The following is a 21,799-nucleotide window of genomic DNA, read 5'->3' on the forward strand; positions in this document are numbered from 1 at the left end:
AAGTTGCCGCGCTTGGGGTAACGCTACCTCTCAGCAACCCTGCCCGTAACTCGAACAGGGGTTACTCAATCAACCCCAGCGCCCGCGGCAGAAACTCGCTGATGGCCGGCACCAGGGTGACCAGTGCCAGTACCGCGAACATCATGAGATACATGGGCATCAGCGGACGAATCAGCGCTGTGATTGATGTTTTGGAAATACTTGCCCCCACAAACAGCACACTGCCCACCGGCGGTGTACACAGGCCGATACACAGGTTCAGGATCATCACGATACCGAACTGCAGCGGCGACATTCCCAGCTCGGTCACCACCGGCAGGAAGATGGGGGTAAAGATCAGCACCGCTGGAGTCATATCCATGAAGGCACCCACAGCAAGCAGAATCAGGTTGATGGTGAGCAGGATCAGCAGCGGGTTGTCACTGAGTGTGATCAGTGCCTGACTGATGGTCTGCGGGATATTCTGGTAAGACATGATCCACGACATCGCCGAAGACGCTGCGATCAGGAACATCACAATCGCGGTGGTCTCAACCGACTTGGTTAGCAATGCCGGCAGCTGGGTGAACTTCACTTCCTTGTACACCACACAGGACAGCAGCAGCGAATACAGTACTGCGATGGCGCTGGCCTCGGTGGCGGTAAAGAAGCCGCTGATGATGCCGCCGATCACAATGAAGATCAGGAACAGACTCGGTACCGCATCGAGGGTTTTTTCGACGGCTTCCTTCAGGGTGGGCTTTTCACCCACCGGGTAGCCTTTCGCTTTTGCCCACAGGCCGCACACGATCATCAGGCCCAGTGCCAGCAGCAGGCCCGGCAGGTAACCGGCAATAAACAGCGCGGCGATGGAGACACCACCGGAGGCCAGCGAGAACACAATCAGGATGTTGCTCGGCGGTATCAGCAGACCGGTGGTGGAGGAAGCTACGGTCACTGCGGTATTGAAGTTCTTGTCGTAACCCGCTTTGGTCATGGACGGAATCATGAAACCGCCGATGGCCGAGGTCGCCGCCACGGCGGAGCCGGAGATTGAGCCAAACAGGGTACAGCTGATGATGTTCACGAAGGCCAGGCCGCCGGGAAGCATGCCCACCAGCACCTTGGCAAAATCAATAATGCGTCGGGCAATACCGCCGCTGCCCATCAACATGCCCGAGAAAATAAAGAATGGAATGGCCAACAGGGCAAAACTGTCGATGCCACTGGCCATACGCTGGGCCATAGTGATCATGGCCGGATCAAAGTCGATGGTACACAGCATGGTGAGCACGGTGGCGGCACCAATACTGATGGAAATGGGAACATTCAGGGCGAGAAGGATCAGAAAACTGACCAGCAATACCAGAACTGCAACTTCCACGATGTTTCTCCTCGCTTAGGCTTCGACGGCAGCTTCAGGCTGCTTTTGTTTTTCTTTTTGCACCGAGGTGCTCTCTTCTTCTAGACCATCGGTATACGGATGCACGTCCGAGTCAAACTCCGTGGGAAGTTCCTCTTTGGTTGTCACCAGCTCTATCAGGTGATCAACGGAGAACAGGCAGATCAACAGCCCCGACAGCGGCAAAACACTGTAGACAAAACCGATCGGAAGATTCAGCGCCGCGGAGTATTGCTCCAGCTCAAAGGTAAGCAGCATCAACTTGGTGCCGCCGTAAACCATCGCGGAGGCGGCGAAGGCAAAACACACCAGCACCACAAAAATCTGCAGCGCGCGACGCTTGGCACCGTGCAGCGCGTTACTCAGCAGGTCGATGCCCAGATGGGAGCGTTTGCGGTAGGCGTAGGCACCACCCAGCACGCCAATCCACACCAGCAGGTAGCGCGCCACTTCTTCGGTGTAGGAACTCGGCTGCATCGGCAGGAAGCGAGTGAGGATCTGCCAGGTCACATCCAGCACCATCAGCGCCAGCAATGTTCCGAGCACAATCGCCAGGGCTTTTTCAATTTTTTGCATCATCTTCGGTTTCCACTTTTATTTTTGTAGTGGCAATTTTTAATTTTTTTGCCGCTTTGGCCGACGGGCCAAAGCCCGGGCGATTTAGTTGATCGCCTTGATCTCAGCCAGCAGGTCACCCACTTCGGTGCCCTTATAGCTGTCGTGCAGCGGTTTCACCGCATCGATGAACGGCTGTTTGTCCGGGTAGATCACTTCAACACCGGCTGCTTTTACCGCCGCCAGGGATTCCTCGGTGGATTCCTGCCAAAGCTTGCGCTGGTAAACCACCGCCTCATCCACGGCCTGCTGCAGCCACGCCTGCTGCTGTGGCTCCAGCTTGCCCCACACCTCGGTGCTGATCAGCAGCAGGTCGGGCACGTAGGTATGCTCGTCCAGGGTGTAGTACTTGGAGACTTCATAGTGTTTGGAAAGGTAAAAGCTCGGCGGGTTGTTCTCGGCTCCGTTGACCACGCCCTGCTGCAACGCGGTGTACAGCTCGCCCCAGCTCACCGGGGTAGCGGCGCCGCCCAGGGTATTGACCATCTTGATCGCGGTCTGGCTGTTCTGGACACGAATTTTCTGGCCGTTCAGGTCAGCCGGCGTCTGCACGCCGATATCGTTCATGTAGAAGCTGCGGCTGCCGGCATCCAGGTAACCCAGGCCGCGCAGCCGCGCGCGCTCACAGGCCACCAGCAGATCTTTGCCAATCGGGCTCTGCAGTACATTCCAGAAGTGTTCGGAATCGCGGAATACGTAAGGAAGGTTGAAGACCTTCATCTCCGGCACGAAGCCCTCCATGGGGCTGGCAGAGACTTTGGTCATGGCCAGGCTGCCGATCTGCAGCAGCTCGATCAACTCGCGCTCGCTACCCAGCTGTCCGCCGGAATAGATATCGATGCGCATGGAATCGCCGGACAGCTCCCGCAGACGCTCACCCATAAACACCATGGCGCGGTGTACGGAGTGCTGCTGGTCCAGGGTGTGCGCCAACTTCAGGGCCACCTGGTCTTCCTGAAAGCCGCAACTGGCAAGGAACAGGGTTGTGCCAGCCAGCAGCGAGGCGCCCAGCTGCCGCAAGGATCTTTTCATTATCATCATCTTGACCTGCGATTTATTTCTTATCGGGTACAGGTTTTCTGGTTTGCCAGACTATGGAGCACAATCGCGCTTACGGCAGACCAGATTGGTCATACCATCGTAACAACTTGTGGCCCGCCTGTGCAATTTTCATTTTTCTCCACCGCGAGATAGTCATCGCGGGGAATGATGGCGCCGCGGTGGCCGATCACACGGGCCGCGCAGCGGTTGCCGGCGGCAATCGACTGCTCCGGGCTCGCGCCCTGCAGGCGCGCCGCCAGGTAGCCGGCATTAAAGGAATCGCCGGCACCGGTGGTATCGACCACACTGCTCACGGGCGGCACATCAATCGCGGTCAGCTCGCCGTCCACCTGCAACAGCACCGGCTCGGCGCCGCGCTTGATCACCAGCTCCGATACACCAAAGCCGGTATTGCGCTTCACGCAGCTGCCCGGGCGCTTGTCGCCCCACAAAGCCTGCTCGTCTTCAAACGTCAGCAACGCCATATCTGCCTGCTGCAGGAACTGCCCCACGGCTTCCCGCGCGGCGTCTGCCGAGGCCCACAGACGCGGGCGATAATTACTGTCGAACGCCACCCGGCCACCCTGAGCGCGGTACTCCGCCAGGAAGGCCAGCAGCTCCACACGTGCCTCTTCACCCATGATGGCGAGGGTAATGCCGGACAGGTACAGGCAGTCCATCTGCAGAAGGTGGGCTTTCAGCGCTTCGCGCCGAACGGGGTCCGCAAACAGCTCGCGCGCCGGCGCTTCGCCCCGCCAGTAGGTAAAGTAGCGCTCACCGTCAGGGGTGTTCTGGATCATGTAGAGACCGGGACAGCGGCCCGGAAGGCGCGCGATGGCGCCGGTGTCGATACCCTCGCCGGACAGGCGAGTGAGCACTTCCTCACTGTAGGGGTCATCCCCAAGGAGGGTTACATAGCTGACACTCACACCACCGCGGGCAATGTACACGGCGGTGTTATAGGTATCCCCGGCATAAGATTGTGTTAAAGAGGGCTGCGCCAACAGGGCTTTGTTGCCCTGCGACTGGCCCTCTCCATGAACTGGTGCTTGCGGCGCCAGTTCAACCATGACTTCTCCCAGTGCTGCCAGCTTCACGGCGCCCACCCCTGTTGTTTTATCATCGACAACCTCGCAAATGCGCTGCTCACACGCCAAGGCCTTACCAAAATATCGCACAGGTATAACCAATTTGGCGACGCAAGGCAACCACAGAGGAGCACACGCACCTCTTAGACACAGGCACCCTAACTGGTAATGCCACCTTACCAGATTATTCAGATCCTGACGTAAATTGCAATATGCACGACCTATTCAACCGGTATCAACTGACCCAATTTTTAACTTTTCAGGCCATTTGAGCATCGCCAAAGACGGACTGGATAGAGCCCAGCAGCGGCTGGCACACCTTTCGACCAGCCCTGGCAAAGCAAGCCCGCAGCTACCCACACGATAAATTGGCCCCACGAACAACTTCTAAGCCCGGCCGTAATTCGCTAGAATCGTCAGGGTATTGGGACTGGTGGTCAGACAGGTTGCAATCTCAACGGCAGCAACCCCATCAGCCAGGCGGTAACCGAACCGCAATGGATTCGAAATTTGATACAGAGGCGCGACACCCGTGGAACTGCAAGCAGTAAAAGCCGAGAGACTCTATTTGAAGGTTGCCGAGCAGCTCTCGCGACTCATTACCAGCGGCTCCATCAAGCCCGGTGAGCGCCTGCCGTCCGAACGGGTACTGGCAGACAAGCTCGGGGTCAGCCGCCCCACTATCCGCGAAGCCATGATCGCGCTGGAAATTTCCGGCGTGATCGAGATCCGTACCGGTTCCGGTATCTATGCCACGCAAAAGCAGTATCAACAATCCCAGCCGGAGATTGGCGATAAAGGGATTGGGCCATTCGAAATCCTGGAAACCCGCTTCATCATCGAATCGGAAGCCTGCGCTCTGGCAGCCGCCCGCATCTCCAGCGACCAGATTCGTGAACTGAAGCAGGCACTCAAGGAGATGGAAGAGGAAGAGAGCCGCGCGGATGCCTCGGAAAAGGCGGACTGGAAATTCCACAGCATTATTGCAGAGGCTTCCCAGAATACGGCGATCATTGGCATCGTTAACTGGCTGTGGGAACTGCGCAACCAGTCCGAACTCAGTACCGGCTTTATGGAGCGACTGCGCGCCGAAGGGGTACACCCCTCCATCGAGGATCACCGCAAGATTATTCTCGCCCTCGAACAGCGCAACCCGGAAAAAGCCCGCGCGGCCATGCGCAATCATATCGACAATGCCACAGCCGCGGCCGCCACCTATTTTGAGCAAGACCCAGCCTGAATCACTCCCCCGTACCGGAACAGCACTCGCTCACACGCTGGCAGAAAACCCGCAAAGTACTCGGTGTCCTAGCGGGTTTTTTCGGTCAACTCTTTGAGCAGCTTCTCGCCCCCGCCAACCACTAAACGCTCCAGCTGCTCGCGAATCGTGCTGGTAAAACTCTCGCTCCGCAAAAGTCGCGCCGGCACGATACCAGCATGGGTTAATAGTGCCGTCACGTGATCCTGAGTGGGGAACGCTTTCTGAGCTTTCTGGCGCTTTAGCATATCGACCAGCTGTTGCGCACCCGCATCGTTCAGCGGGAAACACTGCTGACTGAAAGAGCCGAGAAATATATACGCAATCCAGGCAGCGACTACCGCACTGAGTAACGGAATCTCCCGCCCCCGCTCAACTTGCTCCAGGGCGGGTGCAAGAATACGCTGAGGAAGCTTTTGAGTACTGTCAGAGGCCACCTGTTGGCAGGTATACGGCACCGATGGATTGGAAAAACGGGCGAGTAACGTATTGCAGTATCGTTCAAGGTCCACATCAGGCAGAGGCTGTAACGTTGGCAACACCTCCCGCTGCATCAGTAGCCGCACAAAGTTTCTGATCTGCGGGTCCGCCGCAGCCTCGTAGATATACGTATAGCCCTGCAATGCCCCGAAAAATGCCAGCGCCGAGTGGCTGCCATTTAACAGCCGTAACTTCATCCGCTCATAAGGCGCTACATCCGCAACCACACTGACGCCCACGGAGCGCCAGTCCGGTGAGGGGGCAACAAAATTGTCCTCAATGACCCACTGCCGAAAATTCTCACTTAACAGACAGGCCGTATCGCGGTAGCCGGCACGACCCTGAATACCCTCGGCGATCGCTTCACTGGTAGCCGGGACCATACAGTCCACCATAGTGCTGCAAAACCCGATGTGCTGCTCCATCCACCGGGCCAGGCCGCTATCCTGCAGGCGCGCAGCGGTCAGCAGGCAATCCCGCAACAGTGCACCGTTGTCTGGCAGGTTGTCACAACTCAACAGGTTGAACCCCGGCAGTCCGCGCGCGCGGCGCAGGCGGCAGGCAGCCAGGAGAAAGCCGTGTAGTGTTTTGGGTGTGGCCGGATGCCGGATATCGTGCTCGATATCCGGGTGCGCAAGATCCAGAGCCCGTCCACCGGGCTTCAGACAATAGCCTTTTTCCGTGACCGTCGCGGTAACCACGCGGGTGGATTCTGCGGCCAGGGCCTCGACCACTGCTGCGGGGCTTTCCGGTGCAACCAGTACTTTCGCAACGGCCCCCACAACACGCATGCTCTCTGTGTCCGCACTGCGCTCGCACAACGTGTAGAGACAGTTTTGCGACTGCATGCGGTCTCGCATGTCGGGGTTACGCAGGCTGACGGCGGTAATGCGCCAGTCCCCGCCACACCGGCGTAAAATTTCATCCACGTACACCGCCTGGTGTGCGCGATGAAAGTTGCCAATACCAATGTGGACGATTCCGCAGCCCAGTTCCGCAGGATTGTACCCGGGCATAGCCACACTATTCCCGAGCACATCTCCTTTCTCAGAAACCGCCTTGAGAAACTGCAAGTAAAGCTTGGAATTTTGCGCCGAAGCCTGTCTCGACAAAATAGGCATAGCGCACCTTAGCCGAGAGCCTTCAACGCATGAATAACGCCGCGCAGCTCTGCCAGCCCCTTGAGGCGACCGACATACGAATATCCCGGCCTGGCAGACCCCATTTGCAGCTCGTCTGCCATCAGGTGACCGTGGTCCGGGCGCATGGGAATCTCACAGCCATCACCAGAGCCACGACGACGCCCCTCCTCCTCGAGCAAGGCGCGAATCAGCCCGACCATATCGTTGTCGCCGTCCAGGTGGTCGGATTCGTAGAATGAGCCATCTGCTTCGCGAATCACATTGCGCAGGTGCACAAAGTAAATGCGCTCGGCAAATTCACGGGTCATCGCCACCAGGTCGTTATCTGCGCGGGCACCAAAGGATCCCGCACACATGGTCAGCCCGTTCGATGGGCTGGGATATGCAGCGAGCAACGCGCGGGCATCTTCCGCAGTGGAAACTACGCGCGGCAAGCCAAACAGGGAAAAGGGTGGATCATCCGGGTGGATACACATTTTCACACCCACGGACTCCGCCGCGGGAATCACTTCCTGCAGAAATAGAAACAGGTTTTCGCGAAAACGATCCGTACCCAGTTCATTGAATAGCTGTATGGAGCGCCGAATACTGTCGCGATCGTGAGAGCCTTCGCCACCTGGCAGGCCGGCGATAATATTGCGCTCCAGTTGCGCCATTTCGTCGCCGTTCAGGGTCTGCAGATAGCTTTCCGCGCGCTTGAGAACTTCCGGCGGATAATCGCCCTCCGCACCGGGACGCTTCAGGATATAGATGTCATAGGCTGCAAAGTCAGCCATTTCAAAGCGCAGAGCCTGGCTGCCATTCGCCAGGGTGTAATTAAGGTTGGTGCGTGTCCAGTCCACTACCGGCATGAAGTTGTAGCAAATGGTCTTTACCCCGGCTTTGCCGGCGTTGATCACCGACTGTCGGTAATTCTCGATCATTCGGTCAAAGTCACCGGTACGTGCCTTGATGTCGTTGTGCACCGGAATACTTTCAATCACCGACCAGCTGAGCCCCTCGGCTTCAATCATCGCCTTGCGCTGGTGAATTGCTTCTTCTGACCACAATTCACCTGCCGGAATCTCGTGCAGCGCACTCACAACCCCTGTCGCCCCCGCCTGGGCGATATGCCGCAGGGTGATTCCGTCATCTGGTCCAAACCAGCGCCATGTCTCTTGCATCGGACTATTCCTGTTCATTCCTCATCTAGGGTCTTGGCCTCGCGAGCCGCAGCTCCAGCTCCAGCGTTAGGCGGCGCATCAATTACTGATGTGCAACTGGTAAGACCACCGGACCAATTAAACTCAGTTTTGCTTCGAATGACAAGTATTGCCGCCCCAAAAGCACCCTTTTCACAGGGTGCTCCGGGTTTGAGTTCGATTTTTGTGCATAAAAAGCGGTCAAAGTAGGGAGTGGCCGCCGGACCTGGAGATTTATTGCGTCTTTAGCCGAAAGCCTACTGGCATGGCTGTAAGGCCAGATAAAATGTGGATTTGCAGACCCACTAACCGAGGTCGCCCAGGCTCAGATGGTCCATATCGTCAAACTGCTGATTTTCCCCGCCCATAGCCCAGACAAAGCTGTAATTGCAGCTGCCGGCGCCGCTGTGAATCGACCAGTAAGGCGAGGCGATGGCCGTCTTCGGGGCCAGCGGCAGTGACCGGGTTTCATGGGGCTGACCCATGAAGTGGAATACCCGTTCGTCTTCGGGGAAATCAAAATACAGATACACTTCGGTGCGGCGGCGGTGGGTATGCGGTGGCTTGGTGTTCCACACACTGCCCTTGGACAGACGAGTCACCCCCATCACCAGCTGACAACTATCCACCACGCCAGGACAGATCGCCTGGTATATCACCCGCTCGTTACTTCCCTCAATGGAGCCCAGCTCGACGGTATTGGCCTTATCCATGGTGACATGTACGGTCTCGGTCTCCCGGTGTGCCGGATAGCTCACCAGATAGAATTCCGCCGGTGTATCCCCGTCACTGAAGAAATTTACCGTGCGGCTGCCGCGGCTGATATACAGAAATTCCAGTGGTGCGAGAACATAGCTTTTGCCATCCACCTCTACCCGGCCGCTCTCACCGAGATTCACCACACCGACTTCGCGACGCTCACAGAAATAGTCGCTGGCGAGCTCTTTATGGGTAGGCAGAGACAGAGGCTGATGTTTTAGCGGCACCGCCGCGCCGACCAGCGCACGGTCCACATCGGTGTAGGTCAGGTTCAGCTCACCAGCCCGGAACATGCCTTCCATGCAGAAGTTTTCCCGCAGCTCGGCACTGGTCATACGCTGATAGCGGACGCTGTCCGCCGTTTGCAGAAAGTTCATTACTTCCCCTTTAACATCACTGTGAAATTAAAAAATTCTTGTTTTCCGACGGGGATCACTGATTACCCGGCGACGAAAATTGATTGAGCCTGGCCACCTCGGCCTGCAGGTATTCGCGGAATGCCGCTTCGGAATCGATGCCTTCGGCGCGCCACACGCCGGCAAAATAATATTCGGCTTGCTTTCCGCCTTTCAGCTGCACCAGATGGTTGTACGCATCATCCCCAATGGCGGTGAGGTCAGCGGTGCGAAAGAAAACCACCATGCCCAGGTTGTCATCGGCGAGACTCTGCTGCCCCCAGGTGGCGAGATATCCCCATTCGGAATCGGGGCTATTCAATGTGATGGGCTCCAGCCCGTGCCGTACAATACCGGTGGCCCAGCCGGGCAGACCTTCATCGGTGCTGGCACGCACATGGGTAAGACGTGATCCGGGGGCAATGCGCAATTGCAGATCCAGATCGCGCGCACCTGCCGGGGTCTGCCATTCGCTGTATTTCAGGTCCACTCCAGAGGCATCGGCGCCGTTGTGGACCTGCAATTGTGCGGAAGAAAATGCATTTACACCGGTCAGCCCCTGTTCACCCCAGGCGCCGATACCACCCAGGCCCAGGGATTTACCCACCTTGAGCACATCCATTCCCCAATCCGACAGCGCGTGATAGTCGGTGCCGTCCTGGCCGACTTCGGGCAATACCAGCTGTGATTTTGTCTTGCCGAAAATATCAATGGCTGCGCGCTCATCAAAATACAGGCGATAGGCCACATGCTCCGACTCCCAGCCCGGTCCCTCGTACTTGAACAGGCGGTTGCCGATCTGGTGATCCTGCGGCAGTTGCATAAATTCAACCGGCACATATTTACCGCCCTGCAGCTTGCCATCTTCGCCCGGCACACCGCCGCGGCGTACCGCCAGCTCCGCATAAGCACCACGGGGTGGCTCGACCGAGGCAACCTGTGCGGAATGCACAGCCGTGCCCTCCGTCGGCGTGAGCTGTGCCGCTTGCTGGGTTTCGCGCTTCTCCGCGCAACCGCTCACCGCCACCACTGCCGCGGCCGCCACTGCCGCCACTCTCTGCGTAAACCCTGACATACTGATTCCCCACCTAGACTTTATGGTAAGGCCAACATACACTACCGCAACTGGTATTACCACATGACCAAATTAACAATCGTGGTAACGCGGGATTAGCGACCCGCTTGCGCGCTCTGCAGTCGCACGCATCTGATACGATCGCGCCAAATAGCGAGCGCATCCAGTAAACCGGATAACAGTAATAAAGGTGGCATCATGACTCTGAACCGAAGCCTGCAACTCGGGCTGGGACTGCTGATCGGCGGTCTCTGCACCAGCATCCACACTTCCGCGAACGCTTTCGCCAGCGCCAGCGGTGCGGCACAGGCAGAATACTGGCCAGAGCCGGTTGCCTGGCAGGCCCCCGCCGCGGAACTGCCTGCCGTCAAAGAAACGCTTTCCCCAGAACTCACCGAAGCCAGCATCACCCGCGCCGCCAACCTGGTTGCCGACTGGCAGCTCAGCCAGTACGACCTGCGCAGCAATATGATGCGCCCCGAAGGCCGTGCCAGTGGAATCCCCCAGGGCTGGATGTATGCCACCTGGCAGATCGGCCTGCTGGAGTGGGCCAAGGTCAGCAAGCAGCTGCCTTACGAGCAGGCGGTAATCAACAATTCTGCCGTCAACCAGTGGCAGCTGGGACCGCGCGTGCACCACGCCGATGACCACGCCATGGGCGCTGTGTATCTGGACCTGTATGAGCGCATGGGAGGGGAAGAGAAGATTGCGCACTTGAAGCAGCAATTTGACCGGGTACTGGCAAATCAGCCGGACACCAGCCTCTACTTCGACAACGATGACAAGTTTCACCAGGACCTTGCCCACCGTAACTTCGACGACCCGTCATGCACCGTACGCTGGTGCTGGGCGGATGCCATCTTTATGGCACCGCCGGTATGGGCAGAAATGGCCCGCATCACCGGCTCGCAAAAGTACCTGGACTTTATGGATAAGGAGTTCTGGGTAACTACCGACTACCTCTATAGCAAAGACGAGCAGTTGTACCTCCGTGACAGCCGCTACTTTGAGCGTAAAGACAGCAAGGGCCGGCTAATTTACTGGGGCCGCGGCAACGGCTGGGTACTCGCCGGCATTGCCCGCACACTCAAAGCGATGCCCGATCACTTTGCCGGCAAAGAACGCTACGAAACCCTGTTTCAGGAAATGAGTGCGCGACTGGTGGACCTGCAACAGAAAGACGGCAGCTGGCCCTCTTCCCTACTGGAGATCGAAGAGCAGTCTCCACCCGAGTCGAGCGGCACTGGCCTGCTGGTATACGCCCTGGCGTGGGGTGTAAACAGCGGCCTCCTGAAAGACGACAAGTACACCGAAGCCGTGCACAAGGGGTGGGCTTCCCTGGTAGATAGCGTACAGCCCAACGGCAAGCTGGGCTGGGTTCAGCAAGTGGCATTCGCACCGGGCTCCGCCACTGCCGATGACACACAACTCTATGGCACCGGCGCGCTGTTACTGGCGGCATCCGAAGTTATTCAGCTCGACGATAAATAACCACCCAGCGCAACAAGAACCGAAGTACAAGGAGAGGTCGCACTATGACCGATTACCTGCAGCAACAGTTTGGCCTGAGCGGCAAGGTCGCCATGGTGACCGGGGCCAGCCGCGGGCTTGGCAAGGCCATGGCGTTGGCGCTTGGCCGCGCCGGCGCGCGTGTGATTGTGGTGGGCTCGACGCCCACCAGCGCCGAAAACGCGGTGCGCGAACTCAGCGCCGAGGGTATAGAAGCCACTGCACTGGGTTGCGACCAGTCGGTACCGGAACAAATCGATACCCTGTTCAGGGAAGTGGCGTCCCGTTTTAGCCGCCTGGATATTCTGGTGAATAACGCCGGCACCATCCGCCGTGCGCCGGCGGTGGACTACTCCGACGACGACTGGAACGCGGTGATGGACACCAATATCAATGGCGTGTTCAGGATGTGCCGCGCCGCCGGGGCAATGATGCTGAAGCAGGGTGCTGGCAAGATCATCAATATCGCCTCCCTGCTCAGCTTTTCCGGCGGCATTACTGTGCCCGCCTATGCCGCCAGCAAGGGCGCCGTATCACAGTTGACCAAGGCCCTGGCGAACGAGTGGGCCAGCAGCAACATCCAGGTGAATGCGATCGCTCCCGGTTACTTTGCGACTGACAACACCGCGAACCTGCGCGCAGATGCCGAGCGCAATGCGGCGATCAGCGCGCGCATTCCCGCCGGGCGCTGGGGCAACCCGGAAGACCTGGCAGGGGCCGCGGTATTCCTCGCGTCCCCCGCAGCAGACTATATGAACGGCCATATCATGCTGGTGGACGGCGGCTGGATGGCCCGCTGACGCACCACCGATGAAGGGCCCACAGAGGCCCTTGCCCCGAGGGCGCCCCTGCAAAAAACAAAATTTTCTAGCAAGTATGAGAGCACGTGATGGAATTCCAGCTTGGCAGGGGCGCTAATCCCCTGCACCTTCTCAGCCAATACAACTTCTCCTCTCATTTCAACCGCATCGGCAAAGCACTTCTGAGCTTTTACCTGGCAGCCCTGCTTGCCGGCTGTAATGCCGAAGCAGGCTCTGATCAGGAATCCCAACCATCTTGGGAAGCCCGCAATTTCAATAGCGACTGGCTCTACCTGCAGGATGACGTCCCGCATAACGGCGACCGGGATCTACCTGCCTTCCCCGGTGCCGACGACCAGGCATGGGAAAAGGTCACCCTGCCCCACACCTGGAACGCCACCGACACGGTGGATGCCACCCCGGGCTACCGCCGCGCAGCGAGCTGGTATGCCAAAACCTTTACTGCCGACACACACAGCCGTTACCGGATGCACTTCGAATCCGCCAACATGGTGGCCGAGATTTTCGTCAACGGAAAAAAGATGGGCGAACACGTAGGCGGCTATGTCGGTTTTGATGTGGAGTTGACCGAAGCTCTCAAGCGCGGCGAGACCAATGAAATACTGGTGCGGGTTTCCAATGAGTACGACCGCAACCTGATCCCCTCGCAAAAGGCCGACTTCTTTCTCTTTGGCGGGCTCACCCGCGACGTATGGCTGCAGCGACTGCCAGAGGCGTTTATCCAGCGCGTTGCGGTGACCACGCCGGAGGTTAGCCACTCGTCCGCGAAAACCCAGGTGGCGATTGAAATAGACCGGGGAAATTCCAGCCAGTCACTGGATCTCGGCCTGCGCCTGCTGGATCCCAACAAGCAGGAAATCCACCGGGCAAACGCACCGGTCAGCGCTGACTCCGGTAACGACACATCCGTCCGCATCGAACTGCCTGAACTGAAAAATCCGCAACTCTGGTCACCGGACTCACCCCATCTCTACACTGTCGAAGTCACACTGAAAGATGTCGAGGGCAATATCCAGCACCAGCAGAGTGAGCCCTTCGGCTACCGCTGGTTCGAGATGCGCCCCAACAAAGGTTTCTTCGTGAACGGCGAGCGCGTATTGATCCGCGGTACCCACCGCCACGAGGAGCATGCCGGCATCGGCCCCGCCATGTCCAATGCGCAGCACCGCAACGATATGCAACAGATCAAGGACATGGGCGCAAACTTTGTGCGCTTGGCACACTACCCTCAGGACCCGGAAGTTTACCGCGCAGCCAATGAGCTCGGGCTGATCCTTTGGGACGAACTGCCCTGGTGTCGCGGTGGTAAAGGTGGTGAGGAATGGGAGGCCAATACCGAGCGCCTGCTACGTGAACAGATTGCCCAGAACTACAACCACCCCAGTATCGCCTTCTGGTCCCTGGGCAATGAGATGTACTGGGAAGAGGACTTTGCCGGCGGCGGTTCCGATGAAGAGGTGTTGCCGTATCTCAAGCACCTGAACCGCGTCACCAAGGAGCTGGACCCCAGCCGTATGACCACCATCCGCAAGTACTACCCCGGCGCAGAGGTGGTGGATGCCTTCTCCCCGTCCATCTGGGCTGGCTGGTACGGTGGCGCCTATGGCCAGTACGCCGCGGCCCTGGAGGATGCCATGAGTAAGTATCCTACTTTTCTGCACATGGAATACGGTGGTTCCGGGCACAAGGGTCGACATACAGAGACCCCCCTGGATGAGCGGGGCATCCCCGATGCCCAGGTATCCGTCACCGAAGCGATGAATCAGGCGGTAGTAAAAAGCATCGCCAAGGACAGCGACTGGAATGAAAGCTACATCGTCAACCTGTTTGACTGGCACTTGTCGGTGAGCGAAAGCACGGAAAACTTTGCCGGCAATGCCCAGTGGGCATTCAAGGACTTCGGCACGCCACTGCGCCCCGAAAACCCTCTCCCCTATATCAACCAGAAAGGCCTCACCGACAGGGAGGGCAACCCAAAAGATGCTTACTATGTTTTTGCCAGCTACTGGTCAAAACAGCCGTTCTGCTACATCGAGTCTCACAGCTGGACCGTGCGTTACGGCCCGGAAAGCGGTCGTCCGGTAAAAGTGTATTGCAACACCGACACCGCGGAGCTCTACCTGAATGGAAAAAGCCTCGGCAGTAAGGAGCGTCGCCCCGGCGACTTCCCGGCCCACGGCCTTGTTTGGCAGGTACCCTTCCAAAAAGGTGAGAACGAACTGCGGGTAGTGGGCAAGGTAGGCGAGGACGGAAAGACGGTGGAAGATGCCTACCGCCTCACCTATTACGTGGGTGAACCGGCAAAAACCGAACAGGTTGTACTTACTGCCAGCCGCACTGCCGAGAACACCTACCTGATCACCGCCGAAGCCCAGGACAAACAGGGGCGCCGGGCCACGGAGTTCAGTGACCGTGGCTACTTCTCGGTACTGAACGGTGGCGGCCAGTTGCAGGAAAACCAGGGCACCTACACCGGTTCATCCACCATCGAGATGGCCAACGGCATAGCCGCCATCGAGTTCGTGCCGGGTACGCGGCCCGCAGTGGTGGAGTTCCGCACCCAAAACATCAAGGGCGTCTATATTGACCTGCCCGCCGTAGACGACCACTGAAGCCCCTACCTTGATCTTCCCGGGCCTGGCAGGTATTGCCTGTCAGGCCCGCCAATATCTAATCCTTTGACCATCAAGAATAAGACTGCAACCCACTAGAAAAATATCCGGTGCGGAACTGCGGTGTGCGGAGTTTGAATATGCGCAAAGTCCTACCCAGCCTAATCTTGTTACTACTTCTACCGCTCTCGACATTCGCTGCTCCGGCAAATCTCGCGCTGTACGATCCAGAGGCGCTGCTGCAGCTGCAGCAAGATCAGAACGAGAAGGTTGATCCCGCGCTGACGCTTCTGATCGAGCGCGCGAACAGTGCACTGGAAAGCCCGACCCGCTCGGTCACGCAAAAAGAAAGACTGCCCGCCAGCGGCAACCCAAATGACTATTTCAGTATCGGGCCCTACTGGTGGCCAAACCCGGACTCAAAAGATGGGCTTCCTTTTATCCGTAAAGACGGTGAACGCAATTACGCCACGCTGGAGCAGATTCCCGACAGCCAGCTACTGCGGAGTTTTGTGCAGGACGTCAGCAATCTTGCCGTCGCCTACCACCTGACCGGTGATCAGCGCTATGGCAAGGCCGCGGTTCAGCACCTCCGAGCCTGGTTTATCGAGCCGGCGACACGCATGAATCCGAACTTCGAACACGCGCAGGCGGTACCCGGGATTGCCACCGGACGCGGTTTCGGCATCATTGAAGGGCGCTTCCTGATTCATATTCCGGATGCGGTGCGACTATTGGGGGATCAGCTCAGTAAAAATGAGCGGGAGAGTATTACCCGATGGTTTTCCGAGCTCCACCAGTGGATGCTGACCAGTGAGAACGGCAAAGCCGAAAACCAATGGCACAACAATCACGGCACCTGGTTTGATGCGCAAGTCGTTGCCTTTGCCCTGTTTACCGGGGATCTGGATATCGCGCGTGCCCAACTGAAAGTGACCAGGGATAATCGAATCGCCCACCACTTTGATGCCGCAGGAAAGCAGCCGGCAGAATTTGAGCGCACCCGGCCCTGGCACTATGCCAACTTCAATCTGGAGGCCTATAACCTGCTGGGACAATTTGGCCGACAGCTCGGTGTAGATATCTGGGGATACCAACGTGGTGATATCAGCTTGCATCGCGGTTACGCCCTGATTGCAAACTACCTGCTGGAACCTGAGGAGTGGCCATTCAAGGAACTGTATGGCATGGATATCAAAGCCGCACATGCCACCATGTACTATGCGAAGAACGCTTACGGTGATGCCATATTCAGCGAGGCACTGGAAAAAATACATCGCGACAGTGACGACAGCATCGTGGAGACCGATCCGCGGTTGTGGCCCATTCAATAAAGGCACAATAAAAAAGGCCAATCATTGAGGTGATTCAATGATTGGCCTTTTTCCATTCAAAACGGATTATTTAACGGAGTTATCCGTGGTAGCCGAGAGGTCGCTGGCATTATCCGTTGGCCGACTTTTGATGCGGCGCTTTGACAACTGCAACTGATAAAGCGATGGCTGATCACTGATCGCCTGGTTCACAGCTGCAATATCGGCGCTGGGGCCATAGTCTATGTCGACCTTTCTATTCCCATGCACACCATAGATATTTGCATTGGGTCCATCCGCTACGCCATCCAGGGTAATGGTCGCCTTCTCGTCAGGCACACCGGAAAACAACAGCCGTATATTCCAGAAGGTGCTGTCTGCCCCGTGGGTTGGCTTCCAGTAACCGGCACCGCCACCCTTGAATGCAGAATATCTACGCTCACTGATTTCCTGGTCGTTCAGTTCAACATACATCGTAATATTGTCGAACAGATTCTGGTGATTGGCACCGGAGTGTTGATCCAGGATCGGGCGCTGATCAACGGTACAGCCCGTATAGACACTCTTGGTTGAAAAAGTATTGAAGCTCAACGGATGAATGACCAGGTTCTGCACGTGCAGGTTTTCCACCAGCACATTGTGTGTATCCCCCATGGCCACGCTGTAATGCGCCTTGTGCTCTCCTGACGTGGTGACGTCTCTGATCGTCAGGTTAGCAACCTCTTCCGTCAACACGCCGCTGTCTGCGTTGATTATGTCCACATTGCGAACCCAGCCGTCGTAGACCCGCGTCAGATAGATACCGTTAAACCCTTGCTCCACATGGTGCGCCACGTACGCGGACGCCGGGAACTCGATGGTAAAGTCTTCCAGGCCGACATTCTGCAGGTAGGGCTTGCGAGTGATATCTGTGGTAAACCCCTCAATATCGTGCAGCAAGGGGTCCGAAAGCTCGATCCTGTTGCCCTTGATCTCCAGAATTCGGGACGTCTGCGACACCAGTGGCCGCGACGGAAAGGCCCAGTGATGACTGCCTATCTTGTCGACCCCGGGATACAGCATTTTTAGCAATGGCGAGTCGCGACCAGCGCGGTTATACCAGTTGACATTGATTACCTGCCCCGCTTCAAGCTGGCCTGCCGACTTCACCGTCAACCAGCGCTTACCTCGCTCTCCGGCAACCGGCTGCGCATGCGCTGCTACCGGCGTATCGTACTTGTCCAGGTACGCCTTCACTCGCTCACCCGGTTTGCGCGCCCAGATGTAGCCTCCCGCCCAGGCGTACTGGGTAAATGGCAGGTCGATATTGTTCTGTTTCTCCCGCTGGCGCTTGTCCATCTCGGTAAGGTATTCGCGAAGCTCGGCCAGCTCGGGAGGATCCGGCAACAAACGCAGCGGGCGAGGAAAATACAAACGTGTCTTCTGGTTACCGGCACCGCGCAAAATCAGGTTATCCCGCTGCAGGTACAGGATCTCACTGACAATAAAACGCCCTGCAGGTATCTCGACCGCGACAGGCCCGTCACTGTCCTCTGCCGCCGCAAATGCAGCGAGAAATGCCCTGGAGTCATCCACACCGTCATCGGGTATGGCACCAAATTCAGTGACATCCAGTGATTTCAACACTTCGAGAGCCAGCGGCGCACTGCCGTTTTTGTAGCCAGCGTAAGAAAAGTCGGGCAAGTCCTGCACCGGCAGCTGGTCAGCACTCACTGCGCCTGCAGTCGCTGGCCTATCCGCCGCGACCAGCGCCGCACCGCAGAGCAGTACAAATAGTGCGCCACAAGCCATTGAATTTGTTACCCTTTTTCCAATCTTGCCGTCGTGTTTCAAGGTGAACCCCGCTGTTTATTCTGCGATATCAGTCCATGTAAGATGGTCATACCACTTTACCATCAGCCAATCATGATTCATACTGGCACCGGCTATCACACCGCCACCGGCGAAATTGCGGCACTCCGGAGGGGGCGGGTACACACACGTGAAAGACAAAAATAAATACGCAGGAGCTTTGATGAACAACCACAATCAGCATATCCCTGTCACCGCGCGCGCGAAATTTTCCAAGCGCCTGCTGGCACTGACGATCGCATCCGTCGCCTTTAATGCATCCCTGACTCAGGCACAGAGCAGTGGTGAGCAGGAGGAGCTTGAAGAAATTACCGTAACGGGCAGCCTGCGCGACACGCTGCGCAACTCGATTGACATCAAACGCGATGCAGAAACCATCGTCGACGTGATTTCCGCTGCAGAAATGGGCAGCCTTCCAGATTTATCCGTGGCGGAAACCCTTGAGCGCATCGTCGGCGTAACCGGTGATCGCTTTAAAGGCAATGCCAGCGAGATCTCCGTCCGTGGCCTGGGGCCGTTTCTTGGCTATTCCACGTACAACGGCCGCGAAATTTCGTCCGGCAGCGGCAACCGCGCGGTCGCCTTTTCACAGTTCCCATCAGAGCTGGTAAACGGCGCTGTGGTGTACAAGTCACAATCCGCTGATTTACTCGAAGGCGGTGTTGCAGGCCTCATCGATTTGCAGAGCATTCGCCCTATCGACTATGGCAAGCAGCGGTTCCAGGCGGAACTGAAAGGCAACTACAACGAGTACGACGCGAAGCTGGATGGTGACAACGGCATCGGGTATCGGAGTTCCATTTCATTCACCGACGTATTTGATACCGACATCGGTACCATAGGCTTTGCCATCGGTTATGCCGGTCACGACTCTTCCACCCCCGAAGAAAGCTTCAATACCAGCTCCACGCTGCGCAACTGTAACTCCGACCGCTTCCTCGATGGCGGCAGCAACTGTTCCTGGAGTGACGACAACACCGCGGCGAACGGCGGTCCGGCTGCAGAGGGCGATTACTACTTTATCCCCAATTCGTTTTACTTCCGCCAAATGGAGTCGGAAGAAACCCGCGATGCGGTCATGACCACGCTACAGTGGCAGCCGACCGATAAATGGAACATCACCGCAGACGCACAGTGGTCCAACCGTTTCTACTATGAAGATCGCCACGATCTCTACTTCGATGACGGTCGCCGCCGGATCAGTAATTGGAGCACCAACGATGCGCACGCCCTGACCTCCTACACCGGCGAGTCACGCGTCAGCAGCTACGGCGAGTTCCGCGAGCGCGATGAAGACTACGTGGGTGGCGGACTCAATTTCGAATTTGCGGCAACGGATCGACTCGTACTGAACGCAGACTTGTCCTATTCCGCCACCACCCGCTACCAGGAAACCTGGCAAACCCGTTTCCGCTCCGATCGTGTCTGGTACGACTTTGATACCCGTGGCACTGGCGGCGACGAGTGGGCGACGGTCACGCTGTACGAGGACCCGGAGAACCCATCAGAAAGCGCATTGGATACCAGCATCCTGAACGACTACAGCTTCTATGGTGCCAACCAGCGTGCGCGCTACGGTGAACTGGAAGTCAATGATGATATTTCGGCGATCGCCTTCAGTGGTGTTTACGACATCGACGGCGACCTGATCAAGTCCGTTGAAGCCGGCTTCCGCCTGTCCTCCCACGAGCACAACAATTACGGAGAAGACCGCACGGAATACACGGACACAAACTTCGCTGATGTGTCTGTCATCGCCCAGGAATGCGCTACCGATTATCCGCAAAAAGGTTACGGTGAGGACGCAGGCAGCAGCTTTGACCAGTGGGCAACCTACGACACGCTGTGCGCCTACGAACTGATGCTTGGCGATGAAGATTGGGCACTTAGTCCACAGGACCCAAGTGCCGGCGACGTGAATCTGACCGAAAAAGTACAATCTGCCTTTGTAAAACTCAATTACTACACTCAGGTCGGCGGTATCGATGTATCGGGTAATATCGGTATCAGGGCGGTACAGACCGATATCGAATCCGTGGGCTATCGCCAGAGCTATGCGGTCACCAATAATGACGCGGGTACACCTGCCGACGCCTCTGATGACAGCATACTGATTACGGAAATTTCGGATTCTCTCACTCAAGAGTCTTACGGCAATCGCTACCTGAACATTTTGCCCAGCATTAACGTCAACCTCGGCCTGACAGAAACGGTGCAACTGCGTGCTGCGGCCTACAGCGCCATTTCACGGCCCGATATGTGGTGGATGGGTGCAGGTCGCGACCTGGACCTGGGCGATGGCGAAGAGGAGTTCTCCAGCATCCAGTCCGCAATTGACAGTGGTTCAGTAACGGCGCTGGGTAACCCGAACCTTGAGGCGATTGAATCGAACAACTTCGACCTTTCACTTGCCTGGTATCCGTCGGAAGATTCCATGCTGTCCGGTGCCTACTACTACAAGAAGTTCAAAGCCGGACTGGAAGTGGCTGACGCGAGCGAAGTTCAGGAGTCCTTTGCGATCAACGGCGAAATGCTCGCGATGAACGTGGATGGACTGATTCAGAACAGCAATGAACCTTCCAGTATTTCGGGCATTGAACTGACCGCTCAACACGCCTTCAGCAATCTTCCGGAACCCCTGGATGGGCTGGGCGTACTCGCCGGACTAAACATCGCAGATACTGACTTCGACTACTTCGAGAACGGCTCTGAGATCACCGACGATGTGGTTATTTCCGCAGCCAACCTGCCGGGCTTTTCGAAGAAGAGTTATAACGCTGAGGTCTTCTGGGAGAACTACGGCTTTACCAGTCGTCTTTCCTATAAGTATCGTTCCGACTACCTGAAACCCTTCGGAAGTAATTTCGGTCAGACGAACCGGTTTGTCGACGATACCAGCTCTCTGGATCTATCACTGTCCTACCGGCTGACGAAAAGTCTTCAGCTCAAACTACAGGGTATTAACCTGACCAACGAACCCTATACCGAGTACAGGGTTGCTGAGGGTGGATACAATCGCGTTGAGTTCAGCGGGGCGCGCTACTTCTTTGGCGTGCAGTACAAAATGTAACCAACCTCCATACATATAGGCGGATTGACCCAAACCAGCCAGAAAGCCCGAAAATGCCTTACCAGAATAGTTGACTGGTATAACCAATTTTTGGCAACATGGTAACAATCGCTGCTCCTCATGAAGCCTATGAGAAAAGCATCGAGGTTTCTCCATCGCCTGGCGCAGCCGGTACGAGGGGGCTGGTTTGGCCCCCTCTGCCTTTATT

At 57.1% G+C, this 21,799-nt stretch carries 15 protein-coding genes; 6 read left to right on the forward strand and 9 right to left on the reverse strand.

The window, feature by feature from the left end; translation table 11 throughout:
- Nucleotides 1-61 precede the first annotated feature (61 nt).
- The 4 genes from GTQ55_RS16295 to GTQ55_RS16310 all read right to left on the reverse strand — a co-directional run bounded on the left by GTQ55_RS16295 (nucleotide 62) and on the right by GTQ55_RS16310 (nucleotide 4,134).
- On the reverse strand, nucleotides 62-1,363 hold the full coding sequence (locus tag GTQ55_RS16295; RefSeq protein WP_161859677.1) for a TRAP transporter large permease: 1,302 nt from the start codon (nucleotides 1,361-1,363) through the stop codon (nucleotides 62-64).
- Nucleotides 1,364-1,378: 15 nt separating this feature from the next.
- Nucleotides 1,379-1,960, reverse strand: coding sequence for a TRAP transporter small permease (locus GTQ55_RS16300; RefSeq protein WP_161859678.1), 582 nt, complete (start codon nucleotides 1,958-1,960; stop codon nucleotides 1,379-1,381).
- A gap of 81 nt (nucleotides 1,961-2,041) precedes the next feature.
- Nucleotides 2,042-3,028 (reverse strand): TRAP transporter substrate-binding protein, encoded by a 987-nt coding sequence (locus GTQ55_RS16305; protein WP_161859679.1) that lies wholly within the window; start codon nucleotides 3,026-3,028, stop codon nucleotides 2,042-2,044.
- A gap of 98 nt (nucleotides 3,029-3,126) precedes the next feature.
- Nucleotides 3,127-4,134, reverse strand: coding sequence for a sugar kinase (locus tag GTQ55_RS16310; RefSeq protein ID WP_237567732.1), 1,008 nt, complete (start codon nucleotides 4,132-4,134; stop codon nucleotides 3,127-3,129).
- A 523-nt stretch (nucleotides 4,135-4,657) separates the two neighbouring features.
- On the opposite strand from GTQ55_RS16310, the gene GTQ55_RS16315 reads away from it, so the two are divergent.
- Nucleotides 4,658-5,365, forward strand: a complete 708-nt coding sequence (locus tag GTQ55_RS16315; RefSeq protein WP_161859680.1) for a FadR/GntR family transcriptional regulator — start codon at nucleotides 4,658-4,660, stop codon at nucleotides 5,363-5,365.
- Nucleotides 5,366-5,433: 68 nt separating this feature from the next.
- On the opposite strand, the gene GTQ55_RS16320 is transcribed toward GTQ55_RS16315, so the two are convergent.
- From GTQ55_RS16320 to GTQ55_RS16335, 4 genes are all read right to left on the reverse strand, one after another.
- Nucleotides 5,434-6,879 (reverse strand): mannitol dehydrogenase family protein, encoded by a 1,446-nt coding sequence (locus tag GTQ55_RS16320; RefSeq protein WP_161859681.1) that lies wholly within the window; start codon nucleotides 6,877-6,879, stop codon nucleotides 5,434-5,436.
- 113 nt (nucleotides 6,880-6,992) lie between these two features.
- Nucleotides 6,993-8,168, reverse strand: coding sequence for a mannonate dehydratase (gene uxuA / locus GTQ55_RS16325; RefSeq protein WP_161859682.1), 1,176 nt, complete (start codon nucleotides 8,166-8,168; stop codon nucleotides 6,993-6,995).
- 323 nt (nucleotides 8,169-8,491) lie between these two features.
- On the reverse strand, nucleotides 8,492-9,322 hold the full coding sequence (kduI, locus tag GTQ55_RS16330) for a 5-dehydro-4-deoxy-D-glucuronate isomerase (RefSeq protein WP_161859683.1): 831 nt from the start codon (nucleotides 9,320-9,322) through the stop codon (nucleotides 8,492-8,494).
- 55 nt (nucleotides 9,323-9,377) lie between these two features.
- Nucleotides 9,378-10,415 (reverse strand): DUF4861 family protein, encoded by a 1,038-nt coding sequence (locus GTQ55_RS16335; RefSeq protein ID WP_161859684.1) that lies wholly within the window; start codon nucleotides 10,413-10,415, stop codon nucleotides 9,378-9,380.
- 198 nt (nucleotides 10,416-10,613) lie between these two features.
- On the opposite strand from GTQ55_RS16335, the gene GTQ55_RS16340 reads away from it, so the two are divergent.
- The 4 genes from GTQ55_RS16340 (at nucleotide 10,614) to GTQ55_RS16355 (ending at nucleotide 16,691) form a co-directional block, all read left to right on the forward strand.
- Nucleotides 10,614-11,906 carry a glycoside hydrolase family 88/105 protein gene (locus tag GTQ55_RS16340; protein ID WP_161859685.1) on the forward strand — a complete coding sequence of 431 codons (1,293 nt, stop codon included), beginning with the start codon at nucleotides 10,614-10,616 and terminating at the stop codon, nucleotides 11,904-11,906.
- A 44-nt stretch (nucleotides 11,907-11,950) separates the two neighbouring features.
- The gene (locus GTQ55_RS16345) at nucleotides 11,951-12,724 is read left to right on the forward strand and encodes a glucose 1-dehydrogenase (protein WP_161859686.1); all 774 of its coding nucleotides are present in this window, start codon (nucleotides 11,951-11,953) and stop codon (nucleotides 12,722-12,724) included.
- 89 nt (nucleotides 12,725-12,813) lie between these two features.
- On the forward strand, nucleotides 12,814-15,357 hold the full coding sequence (locus GTQ55_RS16350) for a glycoside hydrolase family 2 protein (protein WP_161859687.1): 2,544 nt from the start codon (nucleotides 12,814-12,816) through the stop codon (nucleotides 15,355-15,357).
- Nucleotides 15,358-15,497: 140 nt separating this feature from the next.
- Nucleotides 15,498-16,691, forward strand: a complete 1,194-nt coding sequence (locus GTQ55_RS16355; RefSeq protein ID WP_161859688.1) for an alginate lyase family protein — start codon at nucleotides 15,498-15,500, stop codon at nucleotides 16,689-16,691.
- A gap of 66 nt (nucleotides 16,692-16,757) precedes the next feature.
- Here the strand turns inward: GTQ55_RS16355 and GTQ55_RS16360 are convergent, their stop codons facing one another.
- Complete coding sequence (locus GTQ55_RS16360) at nucleotides 16,758-18,383, reverse strand: glycosyl hydrolase family 28-related protein (RefSeq protein ID WP_161859689.1); 1,626 nt, start codon at nucleotides 18,381-18,383, stop codon at nucleotides 16,758-16,760.
- 301 nt (nucleotides 18,384-18,684) lie between these two features.
- Here GTQ55_RS16360 and GTQ55_RS16365 point away from each other — a divergent pair, with 301 nt between their 5' ends.
- Nucleotides 18,685-21,591 (forward strand): TonB-dependent receptor, encoded by a 2,907-nt coding sequence (locus GTQ55_RS16365; protein WP_161859690.1) that lies wholly within the window; start codon nucleotides 18,685-18,687, stop codon nucleotides 21,589-21,591.
- Nucleotides 21,592-21,799 lie beyond the last annotated feature (208 nt).

It is taken from the genome of Microbulbifer hydrolyticus (genome assembly GCF_009931115.1).
GTDB classification, from domain to species: domain Bacteria; phylum Pseudomonadota; class Gammaproteobacteria; order Pseudomonadales; family Cellvibrionaceae; genus Microbulbifer; species Microbulbifer hydrolyticus.

Excerpts from the sequence above, each read along its gene's own strand:
- GTQ55_RS16300 (WP_161859678.1), bottom strand. The coding sequence starts at position 1,960 with ATGATGCAAAAAATTGAAAAAGCCCTGGCGATTGTGCTCGGAACATTG.
- GTQ55_RS16305 (WP_161859679.1), bottom strand. The coding sequence starts at position 3,028 with ATGAAAAGATCCTTGCGGCAGCTGGGCGCCTCGCTGCTGGCTGGCACA.
- GTQ55_RS16320 (WP_161859681.1), bottom strand. The coding sequence starts at position 6,879 with ATGCCCGGGTACAATCCTGCGGAACTGGGCTGCGGAATCGTCCACATT.
- uxuA (WP_161859682.1), bottom strand. The coding sequence starts at position 8,168 with ATGCAAGAGACATGGCGCTGGTTTGGACCAGATGACGGAATCACCCTG.
- kduI (WP_161859683.1), bottom strand. The coding sequence starts at position 9,322 with ATGAACTTTCTGCAAACGGCGGACAGCGTCCGCTATCAGCGTATGACC.
- GTQ55_RS16335 (WP_161859684.1), bottom strand. The coding sequence starts at position 10,415 with ATGTCAGGGTTTACGCAGAGAGTGGCGGCAGTGGCGGCCGCGGCAGTG.
- GTQ55_RS16340 (WP_161859685.1), top strand. The coding sequence starts at position 10,614 with ATGACTCTGAACCGAAGCCTGCAACTCGGGCTGGGACTGCTGATCGGC.
- GTQ55_RS16345 (WP_161859686.1), top strand. The coding sequence starts at position 11,951 with ATGACCGATTACCTGCAGCAACAGTTTGGCCTGAGCGGCAAGGTCGCC.
- GTQ55_RS16350 (WP_161859687.1), top strand. The coding sequence starts at position 12,814 with ATGGAATTCCAGCTTGGCAGGGGCGCTAATCCCCTGCACCTTCTCAGC.
- GTQ55_RS16355 (WP_161859688.1), top strand. The coding sequence starts at position 15,498 with ATGCGCAAAGTCCTACCCAGCCTAATCTTGTTACTACTTCTACCGCTC.
- GTQ55_RS16365 (WP_161859690.1), top strand. The coding sequence starts at position 18,685 with ATGAACAACCACAATCAGCATATCCCTGTCACCGCGCGCGCGAAATTT.